Raw genomic sequence first — 15,672 nt, forward strand, 5'->3', positions numbered from 1 at the left:
CCACGCTCTCCACCGCCAGCAGCAGGGTCAGTGATTCTTCATCGCCCAGCAACCCGAATGACACCCCGCCCAACGCCGCCAACAACGCATCCCGAGCCTGCTCCACCGCCGCAACGACGGGGTTCGAACCGGCCTCGCTCGGGTTTTCCATGAACATGGGCGCCATTGCCTCCTTGACACCCATTCTACCGCCAATCGAACACAAACGCGAGAGAAACTCAGAAATAGTCTTGCCGGCAAAGTTGATCGATTAATCCATGATTGCCGCTCTTAGCGCCTCTTCCGCCCGTCAATACGTAAAGCGTTGCTCGCAATTCACGGCCTCAGCGTCGTGGTGCCACTTGTGCGGTTTCGAAGTAGTAGACGATTCAGCATCACGAACTAGAGCAGAGCGCTCGTGTGCGGCCCAAGTCCGATCAGTCGCGCGGCTTCGAGGTCGGCCGCGGTGTCGACGTCGCGCCGCAGAGACGAAGTCGGCGGCAGGTCGAGCACGACGTGTCCGTCGCCCTGGTGCGCAGCGCGGGAGCCGAGACCGAACCGCGGCGTGACCGTGACTCCTACGCGGGCGAGCAGGGTCGTCGTGCCCACACCTTCGGCGTCGGGCACCATCGAGCGCGGCTGCGCTGCGGCGAGCGCGAATGCAGCGTCGATGTCACCTGGCCGCAGGGCGGGCAGATCCCCGGTCATCACCGCCAGATTTACTTGGGGATAGGCGAGCCGAGCGGCAGCGATGCCCTGCACGATCCCGGCGTTCAAGCGGGCATGCCCCGTTTCAACGACCGGCGCCTCCGGCACGATGACAGCACCGAGCCCGCCGAGCAGCGCGCCCAAACGCGCACTCGCGGTCACCACGAACACGCGCTCCACAGCGGATGCTGCCACCAGCGCCGTCACCGTGTCAAGCGCGAAAGCGTCGGCGAGCGCCGCCCGCCCCGGCCCGACACCGAGCCGGCTCTTCGCCTCGGAGCTTCCCTTCACCGGGACGACGACGACCCAGTTATCGGCCAACGATTTCAACCCGAACGCCAACGGCGTCATATGTTGGCTTGGCGCGAGAATCCCGGGTGGCGAGAACACAATCGTTTTCCTGCGCCGCGAGGGCCACCACGGCGTCGTAGACGGCACCACCTGCAATGCCCAAGTTCGCGAGTAAGGCTGGCAAACGAAAGGCCGTTTCGGCGGTCATCACAAGGGGCAGAGCAAACCGCGACGCCAGGAGCCGTGCTGCCGTTTCAGGCGCAAGCCGGGCCTCGCTCGGCAATCTCGTGAGCACCGAATAAGTTTCCGCCAGAGCGTGACCCGCCAATGCGACTTCACGCCCCTGCCACCAGTCAACGACAGCGTGGTGCGCTGGGTGGGTCGTGACGAGCAGTGGCACCGCCACACTGGTATCGAGTGCGAGCACCTTCAACGACGTCCGGCATCGATCAGGCCGAACATGGTGTCATCGTCTATGGCCGTCGAGGACGTAGCGACGAGGACCCCGTCTTCGTCGACGAGCCGAGCCGTTCGCCCTGCCGGTACGACCTGCAGCCCGCTGCCGTACTGAGAAATATCCACGGTTGAACCGGGATGGAGCCCCAGCGCATCGCGCAGGGCCTTGGGAACCATGAGACGCCCGACCGCGTCGAGGGAAACTTCCATAGGGAATACGTTACCAGCGACTTCCCGCTCCGGCTAGGGCGATCCCTGGCGCGCCCGGCGCGCGGTAGCCTCAAGGGTCGACTGCAAACATCCGTCGACTCGATTACGTTCGCTTTGAACGGCCCAGGAGGTTCCATGTCACTCACCACTCAGTCCCGCACGTTGCCGATGGCCATCATGACCTACCTCGAACGCAGCGCCAGCGCGCAGCCCGCCTCCGCTGGAGCAACCTTCACCGAAAATGCGGTCGTCATCGATGACGGCAAGACCTACACGGGCGAGACGGCCATCACCGCCTGGCTCGCCGGCAGCGCCGCCGAATTCGAGTACACGACCACCCAGCTGCGCACCGAGAAGGACGAGTCGTCGACGACCGTCGTCAACCGCGTCGAGGGCAACTTTCCGGGCCGTAGCGTCGATCTGAACTACCGCTTCGAGCTCGACGCCGAGAGCGGCCTGATCCAGGCCCTCACCATCTCGATCTAGCTTTTACCGGCCGCTGCAGCCAAGCCGGCCGCGAACCCCTCGGCATACCCTTCAGCGCGCGCTTCGGCTGTGCCGAGTCGGAACATGTCGGTGTCGCTCGGTCGCTGCAGCGCCCGAGCGCCAGCGGCGTCCAGCTCGCCGACCAGTCGTCCGAGTCCGCGCACGACGGCGACCGGGTTGCCGCTGGTCTTGCCCTTGACCAGATCGGCGGCGCCGGCGATCTCGTCGGCGACCGCCGCGACGGTGACGTCGAGGCGACGACCCGAGACATCCGCTGTGCCGCGCAGGTCGTCGAGCACGGCGAGCCCTGCCGCGCCAATGGCGATGTCGGTCTGGCCTTCCCGCCAGGGGCGCCCGGCGGTGTCCGTGATCAGCACGCCGAGGCGCAGCCCGGTGCGTTCGCGGAGGGCCGAGCAGATCGCGCGCGCCGACCCGTCCGGATCGACCGGCAACAGCAGCACCACACCCTCGGGCGCATTGCTCGTGTCGACGCCGGCCGCCGCCATGACGAGGCCCTGCCGGTTCTCGACGATGCGGGTGACCCCGCCCGGGTGCGCCCGCGATGCTACGACGCGCACGGTCTCGTCGGTGATCGCCTGCTCGCGGTCGGCGGCCTGAACGACTCGCCCCTCGGCCTTGGAGACGATCTTGCTGGTCACCGCCACAATGTCCCCATCGGCCAGGCGGGACTGCGCGGCTTCAGCGATCAGGGCCGCGAGGTCGTCACCCGCAGTGATCTCGCCGAACCCCCCGAGGGTGAATACTTTGAGACCGAACAGCTCCATGGCGCCCACTTCGGCGGCGGCAGCGTCGGGCAGCGAATCGTGCGGCATCTAGCGCACCAGTTTCGGCAGAACGGATGCGCCGAAGACGTCGATCCACTGTTTCTGGTTACGGCCAACGTTGTGCAGGTAGATACGGTCGAAACCGAGGTCGACGAACCTCTGAATGTATTTGCGGTGCTCGTCGGGGTCGGCCGAGATGATCATGCGACCCTCGAAGTCCTCCGGGCGCACGAGTTTGGCCAGCTGCTCGAACTCGAATGGCGAACGGATGTCGCTCTTCGGAAATCGCATGCCGCCGTTCGGCCACTCGTGCAGCGCATTGGCCATCGCCTCTTCGTCGGTCTCGGCCCAGCTCAGGTGCAGCTGCAGCACCCTGGGCATCGTCGAGGGGTCTTTTCCGGCCTCGCGCGCACCGTCGTCGAACTTGCCGAACAGCATCGAGATCTTCTCCAGCGGGGCGCCGACCGTGATCAGGCCGTCGGCCAGCCGACCGGCGCGCTTGGCGGTGACCGGGCCGGCGGTGGCGACCAGAATCTCGGGGGCAACCGGCGGCATGGTCCACAGCCGGGTCGACTCGAGCTTGAAGAACTGGCCGGCGTGCTTGACGTCCCGGCCGGCCAGGGAGCCGGCGAACAGTTTGGAGATGATCTCGATGGCCTCGAACATGCGGTTGATGCGCTCGGGGGCCTCGGGCCAGTAGCCGCCCACGATGTGTTCGTTCAGAGCTTCTCCACTGCCCAGTCCCAGCCAGTGTCGGCCGGGGTACATCGAGGCGAGCGTCGCCGAGGCCTGGGCGACCATGGCGGGGTGCCAGCGAAACGTCGGAGCGGTCACGCCGGGCCCGAAGTTGCCGGTGGTGCGCTCGGCGATCGAGGCGAGCACGCCCCAGACAAAGCTCGACTGCCCCTGCGCCGGAACCCAGGGCTGAAAGTGGTCGGCCGCCATCACACCGGTGAAACCGTGCTGCTCGGCGTACGCCGAGAGTGCGACCGCTTCGGCCGGTGGGAACTGCTCCAACATGGCCGCATAGCCAATTTGCAACTGGGTCACTGTGACCTTTCCGCGCTCAAGAATGTTGTACCCATTCAATCGCAACACGGCCGGGGCCGCTTTCGATACCGCCGCCTGGCATCCGCTTCAGGCTTATAGGCTTGACGAATGCGCATTGCCACCTGGAACGTCAACTCCGTTCGTGCCCGCTCCGGGCGAATCGTCGACTGGATGGAACGCGAGGACATCGACGTTCTCGCCATGCAGGAGATCAAGTGCAAGCCGGAGCAATTTCCGTCGCAGGCGTTCGAGGATGCCGGCTACGACCTGGCCATTCACGGCCTGAGCCAGTGGAACGGTGTGGCGTTCGCGAGCCGGGAACCGATGACGGATGTTGTCACCACCTTTCCGAATATGCTCGGCTTCCAGAAGGGGTCAGTTGGCCCTGACCAGCCGCTCGAGGCGCGCGCGCTCGGCGTGACCGTGAACGACCTGCGGCTGTGGAGCCTCTACGTGCCGAACGGTCGCGCGCTCGGCGACCCGCACTACGCCTACAAACTGGCCTGGCTGAAGGCGCTCCAGAACCACGCGGCCGAAGAACTCACCGCCCACCCGACTCTCGCCCTGGCCATGATGGGCGACTGGAACGTCGCTCCGCGCGACGAAGATATGGGCGACCCGAGCTTCGTACCCGGCCAGTCCACCCATATTTCCCCCGAGGAGAGGGCGGCGTTCGACGCCTTCGAACGGGCAGGACTGACCGACGTCGTGCGGCCGATCGTGCCCGAAGGATTCACTTTCTGGGACTACAAGCAGCTGCGTTTTCCGCGCAACGAGGGCATGCGCATCGACTTTATTCTCGGCTCCCCAGCCTTCGCCGATCTGGTGACGGATGCCAGCATCCACCGCAACGAACGCAAGGGCGACGCCCCGAGCGACCATGTGCCGGTGCTCGTCGACCTCGATCTCGGCGGCGATGACGACGACCGCCCGATGATTTTCTAGATGTCTCTCACACCCCCACCCGCGTCAGCATCCGTCACCGTTTCCATCACCCGCACGGTCGATCCGGCGCGCTTCACCGAGGCGAGCGAATGGGTGCAGTACGGCATCAACCTCGCCCACAAATACCCCGGGTTTCTCGGCTCGGGCTGGGTGCGTGGCAGCGAGGATTCCGCGACCTGGAACATGCTATACCGCTTCTCCGACCACGAGAGCCTTGCGGCCTGGGAGAACTCCGACGAGCGCGCCGAGTGGCTCGAAGCCGGCACCGACCTGGTACTCGACGCCCACGTGGAGAAACGCACCGGCATCGAGGGCTGGTTTGACGGCATGCAACCGGAGCCGGGAGAACCCGCCCTGGTGCCGCCGCCGCGCTGGAAACAAGCGATCAGCATCTGGCTCGGCTTCTTTCCGGTCAACCTCGTCTTCACCCTGCTGGTGACCTGGCTCGTTCCCGGCTGGGGCGACCTCGCGACGGCGCTCAAGGTGCTGCTGACCACCCTCGTGCTCACGCCGCTGATGGCCTACTTCGTGCTGCCCTGGGTGACCCGGATGCTGCGCCCCTGGCTGCAGAAACAGCCCCGCTGACCAAGGCCAACACCAACACCAACGGCATCCGTCGGCGAGAAGCCGACGACGGATGCCGCCCAGGTGTGAAGCGCGAGGTGCGTTAGACGGACACCTTTTCGGGCGCCACGTACTTCGAGTGCGCCTGTTCGGCGGCCAGATCGAACTCGGCGTCGATCTCAGCGTTCGGCTTGTAGGTGAGCAGCGAAACGACGACGGCCACGATCAGGCTGGCGGCGAAGCCCGGCACGATCTCGTACATCACGCCGGCCAGGGGGGAATTTCCCCAGATGAACACGACGACAGCGCCGGTGACCATCGAGGCGAGCGTGCCCCAGGTCGAGAGCTTCTTCCAGAACAGGGAGAGGAGTACGACCGGTCCGAACGCGGCACCGAAGCCGGCCCAGGCAAAGCCGACCAGCGCGAGGATGGTCGTGTCGCGGTTCAAGGCGATGATGCCGGCGACGACTGCCACGAGCAAAACTCCGATACGGCCGAGCATCACCAGGTGCTTTGACGAGGCGTTCTTCTTGCCGACGATCTTGTAGAGGTCTTCGACCAGCGCCGAGGACGAGACGATCAGCTGCGAGGAAATGGTGCTCATGATAGCGGCGAGAACGGCTGCCAGGACCAGACCCGCGATGAACGGGTGGAACAGGGTCTGAGCCAGCATCAGGAAGACCGTTTCGGGGTCGGCCAGAGTCAGGTCCGGGTTCTGCTGGAAGTAGGCGATGCCGATGAGGGCGGTGGCGACGGCGCCGAGGGCGGTGAGAATCATCCAGCCGATGCCGATGCGGCGACCCGCCGTGGCATCCTGCGGGGTGCGCATGGCCATGAAGCGCACGATGATGTGCGGCTGGCCGACGTAGCCGAGGCCCCAGGCTGCGGCGGAGATGATGCCGAGTGCGGTTCCACCGGCCGTGAGCGAGAGCAGGTCGGGGTTGAACTCACGAATGGAGTCCAGGGTGGCCGTGATTCCGCCGGTGGCGTTGAGGGCCACGACGGGAATCGCAATCAGCGCGACCAGCATGAGGATGCCCTGGGCGACGTCGGTGAGGGTGGCGCCGAGAAAACCGCCGAACAGTGTGTAGAGCAGGGTCACTCCGCCGACGATCAGCATGCCGGTGAGGAACGTCGAGCCGAAGGACGTCTCGAAGAACACGCCGCCGGCGACCATGCCGGAGGCCACGTAGAAGGTGAAGAACACCAGGATGATCACGCCGGAGACGATGCGCAGCAGGCGTGATGAGTCTTTGAGCCGGTTCTCGAAGAAGCTCGGGATGGTGATCGAGTTGTTTGACACGAAGGTGTAGGAACGGAGCCGCGGAGCCACGAACTTCCAGTTCAGCCAGGCGCCGATGGTCAGGCCGATGGCCATCCAGGCTTCCACCAGGCCACCAACGTAGATTGCTCCGGGAAGGCCAAGCAGAAGCCAGCCGGACATGTCGGAGGCTCCGGCGCTCAGGGCTGCTGTGCCCGGTTTGAGGCCTCGGCCGGCGAGCATATAGTCGTCAAGATCTTTCGTTTGCCGAAAGGCGAAGTACCCGATGGCGACCATGCCAACGAGGTATAAAACGATTGCGATTAACTGAAATGTTTGATCCGTCAATGGGATTCCTTTGTTGGGATGCCCGACGTACTGGACGTGATTACCCGAGGTGCCGGGCAAGCTCAAAGCTTCAGTCTCGCAGAAACACGGGCTTTTTACCATTGTTTGTCCCCCATTTACTCATCCAGCTCGCGAGGGTGTGCGATCCTGAGTGGTCATGCACACAAATGACAGAGCTGTCGGCGTTGACCGCAAACTGACCAATTATGCCGACCGGGATTTCAGCAAATTCATTCGGCGGGCCTTTCTTGCCTCGGCCGGATTGGACCCCGAAGACCTCGACCGACCGGTCGTTGGCATCGTCAATACCTCCTCGGATTTCACGACCTGTCACCGGGATATGCCTCAGCTCATCGAGAGCGTGAAGCGCGGTGTGCTCGAGGCCGGCGGCCTGCCCTTCGTCTTTCCGGTCATGTCCATCGGTGAAATTCTGACCACCCCCACGAGCATGCTCTTTCGCAATCTCATGGCCATGGAACTCGAAGAGCAGCTTGGCAGCCAACCGATGGATTCGGTGGTTCTGCTGGGAGGCTGCGACAAGACCGTGCCGGCCGAACTCATGGCGGCGGCGTCGGCCGACATCCCGGCAATCTCGCTCGTCGTCGGCCCGATGTCCGTCGGCAGCTACAAGGGCGAACGGCTCGGCGCCTGCACCGACTGTCGACGCCTGTGGTCGGAGTTCCGCGCCGGTACGATCGACGAGACCACCATCGGCGAGATCAACCAGGAACTCGCGCCGACCGCCGGTACCTGCATGGTGATGGGGACAGCCTCTACCATGGCCTGCGTCGTTGAAGCGATGGGAATGTCGCTCCCCTTCGCCGGCACCGCCCCGGCCGTCTCCGCCCACCGGCTGCGGCTCGGTGTGCAGACCGGTCGTCGGGCCGTAGAGATCGCCGCCGCCGACCGCCGACCGTCGCAGATCATGACCGCGGGGGCATTTCGCAACGCGGTGACCGTACTCGCTGCCATCTCCGGTTCGACGAACGCGATCATCCACCTGACGGCGATTGCCCGGCGGCTCGGCATTGAGCTCGACCTTGACGATTTTCACGAGATCGCGGCGCGCACTCCGCTGCTGGTCGATTGCAAACCGGCCGGCCAGAACTACCTGCCGGACATGCACCGCGACGGCGGGGTGCCCGCCTTGCTCAAAACCCTGTCCCCGCTGCTCGACCTCGATGTGCTGACCATCACCGGGCAGACCCTGGGCGAGGCCCTCGACGGAGCCGTTGCTCCCCAGGCCTGGCAGAGCACGGTGCACGCGCTCGACGATCCGCTCGGACCGACCGGTGCGCTCGTGGCGTTGACCGGCTCCCTCGCGCCGGACGGCGCCGTGATCAAAGTGGCGGCGGCATCCGCTCACCTGCTGGTGCACGAGGGGATCGCTGCGGTGTTCGATTCCCTCGATGATGTGGAGGCGCGGCTGAACGATGAGAGTCTCGCGCTGACCCCGGATCACGTGCTGGTCATGCGCAACATCGGCCCGGTCGGAGCCGGCATGCCGGAAGCCGGATCGATTCCCATCCCCCGCTATCTGGCCCGGCAGGGCGTTCGCGACATGGTGCGCATCTCGGACGGGCGCATGAGCGGCACCGCCTATGGCACGATCGTGCTGCACTGTGCACCGGAGGCCGCGATCGGCGGGCCGCTCGCTTTGGTTCGTGACGGCGATCGGATTCGGCTCGACGTGCCCGGTCGCACAGTCGACCTGCTCGTGGACGACGAGGAGCTCGCCCGTCGGCGTGCCGACCTGCAGCTGCCGGCCCTGCCTGCGCGCGGCTGGAGTCGACTGCACGCGTCGACGGTTCTGCAGGCCCCAGAGGGTGCCGATCTGGCCTTCCTGCAATAGGTACTGTTGCGCTAGTTGTCAGGACGGGTCGAGCAACTGCGCCAAGTGGATGCCGCGGCGGTCGCTGAGATCCTGCAGCTGGGTTCGGCAGGAGAAGCCATCGGCGAGCATCACGGTCGCAGCCGCGGCGCCGCGCACCGCCGGGAGGAGTTGCTGTTCGGCCACGGCGATCGACACGTCGTAGTGGCCGCGCTCCACGCCGAAGTTGCCGGCCAGCCCACAGCACCCGCCCAGTTGGGTCAGTTCGGCGCCGGCCTGCTGCAGCAGCGCAGCGTCGGGGCGCCAGCCCATCACGGCGTGGTGGTGGCAGTGCGGTTGGGCCACGACGGTGGTGCCTTGAAGGTTCGGCGGTACATAGTCGGGCAGCGTCGCCAGAAATTCGGCGAGCGTATGTGTGGCCGCGGCCACCGGCTGCGCCGCCTCATGGCCGAGTAGTTCGAGGGCGTCGGAGCGGAGCACACCGGTGCAGGAGGGCTCGAGTCCCACGATCGGGATACCGGCGTGCGCGACCGCGGCGAGCTGGCCGACGGTTCTGCCGAGAATGGTGCGCGCCGCATCGAGCTGCCCGGTGGAGATCCAGGTGAGGCCGCAACAGAGCGGCTGCTCGGGGATCTGCACGGTGCATCCGGCGGCTTCGAGCACCCGCACGGCGGCGCGGCCGACCTCCGGCGTGAAATAGTTCGTGAAGGAATCCGCCCAGAGCAGTACCGGGCGCGCATTCTCGGCGCTAGGGCGCGGCTCGCGAGCCTGAAACCAGTCAGTGAAGGTCTGTTCGGCGAAGGTTGGGATCGAGCGACGGTGGTCGATGCCGGCCAGCCAAAGAGCCAGTCGGCTCAGCAGGGGCAGCCGCACCAGCCGGTTGAGCAGCTTCGGGGCGACGGAGGCCAGGCGCGCCCACCGCGGCAGCCAGCCGAGCGAGTAGTGGGTGATCGGCCGCAGCCGACCCTTGAAACTCTGGTGCAGCACCTCCGCCTTGTAGGCCGCCATGTCCACCCCGGTCGGACAGTCCGAGGCGCAGCCCTTGCAGGACAGGCACAGATCGAGGGCATCGTGCACTTCCGGCGAGCGCCAGTTCGCGCCACCCTGGTTGATCATCTCCTGCAGCACCCGGGCCCGGCCCCGCGTGGAATCCTTCTCTTCCCGGGTCGCCAGGTAGGAGGGGCACATCACGCTGTCGCCGGTGTTTTCGGCTCGGCACAGGCCCACTCCGGTGCAGCGGTGCACGGCCTGGCTGAAGTCGCCCCCGTCAGAGGCATAGGACAGGGCCAGCCCGGTGCGCACCGACGGCGCGTGCGCCGAGCGGATGTCCGCATCCAGCGGGCGCGGATCCACGACGATCCCCGGGTTCAGCACGTTGTCCGGGTCCATGATGGCCTTCACCGAGCCGAACAGGGCGAGCGCGGCCTCGGAGTACATGATGGGCAGCAGCTCGCTCCGGGCCCGGCCGTCGCCGTGCTCGCCGGAGAGCGACCCGCCATAGCTGGCTACGAGCCGGGCCGCATCCGTCATGAACGCCCGGAATCGGGCCCGGCCGTCGGCGCGGCCGAACGGAAAGTCGAGGCGCACGTGCACGCAGCCATCGCCGAAGTGCCCGTAGGGAAACCCGACCAGGTCGTGCTCGCGCAGGAGCTCGTCGAAGTCGCGCAGGTAGGCGCCGAGGCGCTCCGGCGGCACGGCGGCGTCTTCCCAGCCGGAATGGGCTGGTGCCCCGACCGGCGACCGGCCGGCCAGTCCGGCGCCGTCCTCCCGAATCTTCCACAGTTGGGCGGCCTGGCGCGGGTCGGTGATCACCCTCGCGTCCACGGCCGCACCGATCTGGCTCACGCGCCCGGCGCGGTCGGTCACCTCCTGCAGGTCTCCTCCGGACACCTCGATGAACAACCAGGCGGTGCCGGCCGGAAGGTCGGGAACGGCCTCCGGGCCTTTTCGGGTACGCACGACATCGACGATGCGCGAGTCGAGCCCCTCGCAGGCGGTCGGCTGAAAGGGCAGCACGGCCATGACCGCGTCGCCGGCCGCACCGATGTCGGAGAAGCCGAGCACGACCATCCGCTTGTGAGCGGCGTCGGCGACCAGGCTGACGCCGGCTTCCAAGACGATCGCCAGGCTGCCCTCGCTGCCGACCAGCGCGCGCCGCAGGTCGAAATCGCGCTCGGGCAGCAGATGTTCGAGGGCATAGCCGGAGACCTGGCGGCCGAAACGGCCCAGTTCGGTGCGGATGGTGCCGAGCTCACCGCGCACGAGTTCGCGGAGGGCTTCGGTTTGGGGTGAGGCGGGGGTGCCGTCGCCCCCGAGAAATAGCCGTTCGCCGGTTCCGGTCAGCACGTCAAGGTGGGTCACGTTGTCGGCGGTTCGGCCGTAGGCCAGGGTGCGCGAACCGCAGGCATTGTTGCCGATCATGCCGCCAATGGTGCAGCGGGTGTGCGTCGACGGGTCGGGGCCGAAGCGCAGACCGAGCTTGAGCGCCGCCTGCTGCAGGGTGGCGTGCACCGTTCCCGGCTGCACCACCGCCGTGCGGGCCTCCGCGTCAATCGACACGACCTGGTTCAGGTACCGGCTGAAATCCAGGATGACGCCGGCACCGATGGCGTTTCCGGCCACCGACGTGCCGGCGCCGCGCGAGGTGAGGGGAATGCCCCGGTCTCGGCAGAGCGCCAACGTCGTGGCCACGTCATCGACGTCGCGCGGCAGCACGACGGCCGACGGAACGACGCGGTAGAGCGAAGCGTCCGAGGAATACGCCGCCCTCGTCGTTTCGTCGTCGCGCACATGCCGCACCCCCCGGGAGCGCAGAGCGGTGGCCAGAGATTGCGGCTGTGCGACGACGGTGTGCATGGGTAGCAATGCTACCGGCGTCGTATTGTGCACAATGCGCTCCGAAAGTTCTTGCGCCCGAGTCTTTGACTCCCGCCTCAAATTGGATACAGTATCCAAATGAGTCTTTGCAACGATGCAATCCAACCGACACTCGCTCCGGCGCACGTTCCTGCACCCTGTGGCCGGAGCACGCGATGACCGGCAGGACGAATGACTGGCTCGGCCTCGCCACCCAGCGCGTTCTCGTGGCGGGTGCCGGGGGAATCGGCACCGCCTGCGCTCTCGCCTTTCTGGAGGTTGGTGCCCAGGTTGTCGTGGCCGATCTCAGCCCAGAGCGTCTCGCCGAGCTGGATCCCCGCATCATCGGCGTACAGGCAGACCTGACGACCACGGCCGGGTGCGAGAGTGTGGTCGCCACGGTGGTGGAACGCCTCGGCGGCCTCGATGTGCTCGTGCACGCCGTGGGGATCAACCATCGGGTTCCCGTGCTCGACCTGAACGACGACGACTGGCAACGCATCCTCGACGTCAACCTCTCCAGCGCATTCCGTCTCGGCAAGGCTGCCGGCCGAATCATGATCGATGCCGGCTACGGGCGTCAGGTATTCTGCTCCTCGGTTTCGAGCACCCTCGCCCACGCCGACCACGCGCCGTACGCGGCGAGCAAGGGCGGCCTCAACCAACTCGTGCGGGTGATGGCGCGCGAATGGGCCGCCTCCGGCGTCACGGTCAACGCCATCGCGCCGGGTTACACCGAGACCGAGCTGACCCGCGCACACCTGGACCGTCCCGGAATGCGGGACCACTACACCGAGCTGGTGCCGGCCGGCCGGCTCGGCACCGTGGATGACCTCACCGGTTCCGTGCTCTTTCTGGCCTCACGCCAGGCGGCCTTCGTCACCGGTCAGGTGCTGTTCATCGACGGCGGGCGGACCCTTGTCTGATCGAGCCGTGATCGAACACGCACAGGGCGGGCGTCTTCCGCTGCTATCCCCGTCCGACCTCGACCCCGCCGGGCGACGCCTCTACGACGAGATCATCGCTCCCCCGCGCGGCGACGGGCCGTTCCTCGTGGTCGACGATGACGGGCTGCTGGCCGGCCCGTTCAACGCGCTGCTGTACTCCCCCGCCCTGGGTCAGGCCGTTTCGGCCCTCGGTGCCTCGCTGCGTTTTGCCGGCACGCTCGAGAACCGCACCCGCGAACTGGTGGTGTGCCTGATCGCCGCCGTATATGGCTGTGAGTACGAGTGGTACGCCCACAGCCGAGTGGCGGCCACGGTCGGCATCACGCCGCTTGAATTGCGGGCGCTCGACCAGGGGGTGACGCCCGAGACGGCCACCGAGGCGGAGGCATCCGCTCTCGCCTTCGCGCTGGCGCTCGTGCGGGGCCGCGCCGTCGATGCGGCCACCCACGCCCGGGCGGAGCAGCATCACGGCCACGCCGGCCTGGTCGAGATCACCATCTTGGCCGGGTATTACCAGCTGCTGGCCGGTCTATTGATCGCGTTCGACGTTCCCGCTCCGTCTGGCGTCACGGAGGTCTCCTCATGATCGACACCGATACCGGGTCGCCGCTCGGCGGCATCAAGGTCGCCGATTTCTCCCGGGTATTGGCCGGTCCGTTCGCCTCCATGATGCTCGCCGACTTTGGAGCCGACGTCATCAAGATCGAGCACCCGGCCGGGGACGACACCCGGGCCTGGGTTCCGCCGGTCGACGCGAACGGCATGGGCTCCTACTTTGCCAGCGTGAACCGCAACAAGAGATCCGTCGTCTGCGACCTGCGCACCGAAGCCGGGTTGGCCGAAGCCCGCAGCATCGCCCTCGCCGCCGACGTGGTGATCGAGAATTTTCGTCCGGGCGTGATGGAAAAGTACGGACTCGACGATGCTTCGCTCCGACTGGAACGACCGGATCTGGTCTACTGTTCGATCACCGGTTTCGGTACGGATGCCGGGGCTCACCTTCCCGGGTATGACCTGCTGGTGCAGGCCGTCGGTGGTCTCATGAGTGTGACCGGATCCCCCGATTCCGAGCCCAGCAAGGTGGGCGTCGCGCTCGTCGATGTGATCACCGGCCAAAACGCCGTCGTGGGAATCCTCGCCTCCCTGCGGGTGCGCGATCGCACCGGGCAGGGGCAACGCGTGGAGGTGAACCTGCTCTCCTCGCTGCTGGCCGGCATGGTCAACCAGTCGTCGAGCACGCTCGCCACCGGAACGGCTCCGCGCCGAATGGGAAACGCACACCCGAGCATTGCGCCCTACGAAACCTTCGGCACCCAGGATGGCCCGATCGCCGTAGCGGTCGGCACCGACAAACAATTCGTCAACCTGGTGCGCGTACTCGGTCTGCCCGAGCTGGCCGACGACGACCGTTTCGGCAGCAATACCGAGCGTCTGGCCCACCGGGCTGCGCTCAAGGAACTGCTCGAGGAGCGCTTGCAGCATCGGCCTGCCGCAGAGTGGTCGGCCGCTCTGCTCTTGGCCGGAGTACCGGCCGGCAAGGTGAACTCGATTCTCGAAGCGCTCGAGCTTGCCACGACGCTCGGCCTTGCTCCCGTCGTGGACGTGACAGACGGCTCCCGTACCAGTCGGCAGATCGCTAACCCGATTCGCCTCTCCCATACCCCCGCGCGCTATCTGCGACCGCCACCGTTGCTCGGCGAACACGCCGGAGCCACGTTCAACACCACAGCACTGAATACCACAGCAACCACCACGACCAGAAGGACAGCCCATGCTTGACACCTCAGATCTCATCGGCATTGAATCCCTGCTCACCGATACGGAGATCGCCCTGCGCGGAGAAGTTCGTTCCTTCGTCGACTCGTCGATCAAACCAAACATTGCGAATTGGTACGAGAAGGCGATTTTTCCGCTCGAAATTGTGCCGGAAATGGCCAAGCTCGGTCTTCTCGGCATGCACCTCAAGGGCTACGGCTGCCCCGGGCGCACGTCGGTGGAGTATGGCCTCGCGGCGATGGAACTGGAGGCAGGCGATTCCGGGCTGCGCACCTTCGTGAGCGTGCAGGGCTCCCTCGCCATGAGCGCGATTCACAAGCACGGCTCCGAGGAGCAGAAGAACGAGTGGCTGCCCCGCATGGCCGCCGGTGAGATCATCGGCTGCTTCGGCCTGACCGAGCCGACGGCCGGGTCTGACCCGGGAAGCATGACCACCTTCGCCCATCGTGATGGCTCCGACTGGGTGCTGAACGGCACGAAACGGTGGATCGGACTCGCCTCGGTGGCCCAGGTGGCCATCATTTGGGCGATGACCGGAGACGGTATCCGCGGGTTCATCGTGCCCACCGACACTCCCGGCTTCGTCGCGACCCCGATCGAGCCGAAGCTGTCGATGCGGGCGTCCATTCAGTGCGAAATCCAGCTCACCGACCTGCGACTGCCGGAGTCAGCGATGCTGCCGAAGGCTCGCGGTCTGCGCGGACCATTCGAGTGCCTCAACGAGGCGCGCTACGGCATCATCTGGGGCGCGATGGGCGCTGCCCGAGACAGCTACCTGACCGTTCTCGACTTCTCTCGCGAGCGGATGCAGTTCGGCAAGCCGCTCGCCGGCTACCAGCTGACCCAGCAGAAACTCGTCAACATGGCACTCGAAATCAACAAGGGAACCCTGCTGGCCCTGCAGATCGGGCGGCTCAAGGACCTCGGAACGCTGTCGACCCACCAAATCTCGGTGGGCAAGTTGAACAACTGCCGGGAGGCCATCGAAGTCTGCCGGGAAGCGCGGGCCATGCTCGGCGGGAACGGCATCACCCTGGACTATTCCCCGATGCGCCACGCGAACAACCTGGAAAGCGTGCGCACCTATGAAGGTACCGATGAGGTGCACACCCTCATTCTCGGGCAGCACATCACCGGCATCGCGGCCTTCCGCTGAGTAGGAGTGAGTGAGGGGTGGGT

Annotated in this window: 15 protein-coding genes; 8 read left to right on the forward strand and 7 right to left on the reverse strand. The window is 66.2% G+C overall.

All coding sequences use genetic code 11. The features are described from left to right. Positions 1-381: 381 nt before the first annotated feature. The 3 genes from cofC to E3T29_RS05855 are packed head-to-tail and all read right to left on the reverse strand — an operon-like array spanning position 382 to position 1,644. Positions 382-1,017: a 2-phospho-L-lactate guanylyltransferase gene (gene cofC / locus E3T29_RS05845; protein ID WP_241987671.1), complete on the reverse strand. Its 636-nt coding sequence runs from the start codon at positions 1,015-1,017 to the stop codon at positions 382-384. Beyond that, positions 998-1,405 (reverse strand): PIN domain-containing protein, encoded by a 408-nt coding sequence (locus E3T29_RS05850; protein ID WP_233206207.1) that lies wholly within the window; start codon positions 1,403-1,405, stop codon positions 998-1,000. The genes cofC and E3T29_RS05850 overlap by 20 nt, the downstream gene beginning before the upstream one ends. 2 nt (positions 1,406-1,407) lie before the next feature. Beyond that, entirely contained in the window at positions 1,408-1,644 is a 237-nt protein-coding gene (locus E3T29_RS05855; RefSeq protein WP_092338169.1) for an AbrB/MazE/SpoVT family DNA-binding domain-containing protein, read from the reverse strand. Between the two features lie 135 nt (positions 1,645-1,779). Here E3T29_RS05855 and E3T29_RS05860 point away from each other — a divergent pair, with 135 nt between their 5' ends. Then, positions 1,780-2,130, forward strand: a complete 351-nt coding sequence (locus E3T29_RS05860) for a nuclear transport factor 2 family protein (protein WP_134344645.1) — start codon at positions 1,780-1,782, stop codon at positions 2,128-2,130. On the opposite strand, the gene E3T29_RS05865 is transcribed toward E3T29_RS05860, so the two are convergent. Beyond that, positions 2,127-2,915, reverse strand: coding sequence for a coenzyme F420-0:L-glutamate ligase (locus E3T29_RS05865; RefSeq protein WP_134344985.1), 789 nt, complete (start codon positions 2,913-2,915; stop codon positions 2,127-2,129). The two genes, E3T29_RS05860 and E3T29_RS05865, sit on opposite strands and share 4 nt — an antisense overlap. A 48-nt stretch (positions 2,916-2,963) precedes the next feature. Continuing rightward, positions 2,964-3,965 (reverse strand): TIGR03557 family F420-dependent LLM class oxidoreductase, encoded by a 1,002-nt coding sequence (locus tag E3T29_RS05870; RefSeq protein ID WP_092338173.1) that lies wholly within the window; start codon positions 3,963-3,965, stop codon positions 2,964-2,966. Positions 3,966-4,073: 108 nt separating this feature from the next. On the opposite strand from E3T29_RS05870, the gene E3T29_RS05875 reads away from it, so the two are divergent. Next, entirely contained in the window at positions 4,074-4,910 is an 837-nt protein-coding gene (locus E3T29_RS05875; RefSeq protein ID WP_134344646.1) for an exodeoxyribonuclease III, read from the forward strand. Beyond that, positions 4,911-5,495 (forward strand): antibiotic biosynthesis monooxygenase, encoded by a 585-nt coding sequence (locus tag E3T29_RS05880; protein WP_134344647.1) that lies wholly within the window; start codon positions 4,911-4,913, stop codon positions 5,493-5,495. It abuts the gene before it with no gap. An 82-nt stretch (positions 5,496-5,577) separates the two neighbouring features. Here E3T29_RS05880 and putP read toward each other — a convergent pair whose 3' ends face one another. Further along, positions 5,578-7,083, reverse strand: coding sequence for a sodium/proline symporter PutP (gene putP / locus E3T29_RS05885; protein ID WP_092338179.1), 1,506 nt, complete (start codon positions 7,081-7,083; stop codon positions 5,578-5,580). Between the two features lie 157 nt (positions 7,084-7,240). On the opposite strand from putP, the gene E3T29_RS05890 reads away from it, so the two are divergent. Continuing rightward, complete coding sequence (locus E3T29_RS05890; protein ID WP_134344648.1) at positions 7,241-8,935, forward strand: dihydroxy-acid dehydratase; 1,695 nt, start codon at positions 7,241-7,243, stop codon at positions 8,933-8,935. Between the two features lie 18 nt (positions 8,936-8,953). Here the strand turns inward: E3T29_RS05890 and E3T29_RS05895 are convergent, their stop codons facing one another. Beyond that, on the reverse strand, positions 8,954-11,770 hold the full coding sequence (locus tag E3T29_RS05895; protein WP_134344649.1) for an FAD-binding and (Fe-S)-binding domain-containing protein: 2,817 nt from the start codon (positions 11,768-11,770) through the stop codon (positions 8,954-8,956). 176 nt (positions 11,771-11,946) lie between these two features. Here E3T29_RS05895 and E3T29_RS05900 point away from each other — a divergent pair, with 176 nt between their 5' ends. Genes E3T29_RS05900 through E3T29_RS05915 form a run of 4 tightly spaced genes read left to right on the forward strand, consistent with a single transcriptional unit; the run spans position 11,947 to position 15,649 of the window. Further along, positions 11,947-12,696: an SDR family NAD(P)-dependent oxidoreductase gene (locus tag E3T29_RS05900; RefSeq protein ID WP_134344650.1), complete on the forward strand. Its 750-nt coding sequence runs from the start codon at positions 11,947-11,949 to the stop codon at positions 12,694-12,696. Between the two features lie 7 nt (positions 12,697-12,703). Beyond that, on the forward strand, positions 12,704-13,303 hold the full coding sequence (locus E3T29_RS05905; RefSeq protein ID WP_241987672.1) for a carboxymuconolactone decarboxylase family protein: 600 nt from the start codon (positions 12,704-12,706) through the stop codon (positions 13,301-13,303). Next, positions 13,300-14,496, forward strand: a complete 1,197-nt coding sequence (locus E3T29_RS05910) for a CaiB/BaiF CoA-transferase family protein (RefSeq protein WP_134344652.1) — start codon at positions 13,300-13,302, stop codon at positions 14,494-14,496. Before E3T29_RS05905 ends, E3T29_RS05910 begins: the two co-directional genes overlap by 4 nt. Continuing rightward, entirely contained in the window at positions 14,489-15,649 is a 1,161-nt protein-coding gene (locus tag E3T29_RS05915; RefSeq protein ID WP_104090059.1) for an acyl-CoA dehydrogenase family protein, read from the forward strand. The genes E3T29_RS05910 and E3T29_RS05915 overlap by 8 nt, the downstream gene beginning before the upstream one ends. The last annotated feature ends 23 nt before the right edge of the window (positions 15,650-15,672 follow it).

The organism is Cryobacterium sp. TMT1-66-1, from assembly GCF_004403435.1.
Lineage (GTDB): Bacteria > Actinomycetota > Actinomycetes > Actinomycetales > Microbacteriaceae > Cryobacterium > Cryobacterium flavum.

Coding starts and splice junctions, on each gene's coding strand:
- E3T29_RS05855 (WP_092338169.1), bottom strand. CDS start 1,644: ATGGAAGTTTCCCTCGACGCGGTCGGGCGTCTCATGGTTCCCAAGGCC.
- E3T29_RS05860 (WP_134344645.1), top strand. CDS start 1,780: ATGTCACTCACCACTCAGTCCCGCACGTTGCCGATGGCCATCATGACC.
- E3T29_RS05865 (WP_134344985.1), bottom strand. CDS start 2,915: ATGGAGCTGTTCGGTCTCAAAGTATTCACCCTCGGGGGGTTCGGCGAG.
- E3T29_RS05875 (WP_134344646.1), top strand. CDS start 4,074: ATGCGCATTGCCACCTGGAACGTCAACTCCGTTCGTGCCCGCTCCGGG.
- E3T29_RS05880 (WP_134344647.1), top strand. CDS start 4,911: ATGTCTCTCACACCCCCACCCGCGTCAGCATCCGTCACCGTTTCCATC.
- E3T29_RS05890 (WP_134344648.1), top strand. CDS start 7,241: ATGCACACAAATGACAGAGCTGTCGGCGTTGACCGCAAACTGACCAAT.
- E3T29_RS05895 (WP_134344649.1), bottom strand. CDS start 11,770: ATGCACACCGTCGTCGCACAGCCGCAATCTCTGGCCACCGCTCTGCGC.
- E3T29_RS05900 (WP_134344650.1), top strand. CDS start 11,947: ATGACCGGCAGGACGAATGACTGGCTCGGCCTCGCCACCCAGCGCGTT.
- E3T29_RS05910 (WP_134344652.1), top strand. CDS start 13,300: ATGATCGACACCGATACCGGGTCGCCGCTCGGCGGCATCAAGGTCGCC.
- E3T29_RS05915 (WP_104090059.1), top strand. CDS start 14,489: ATGCTTGACACCTCAGATCTCATCGGCATTGAATCCCTGCTCACCGAT.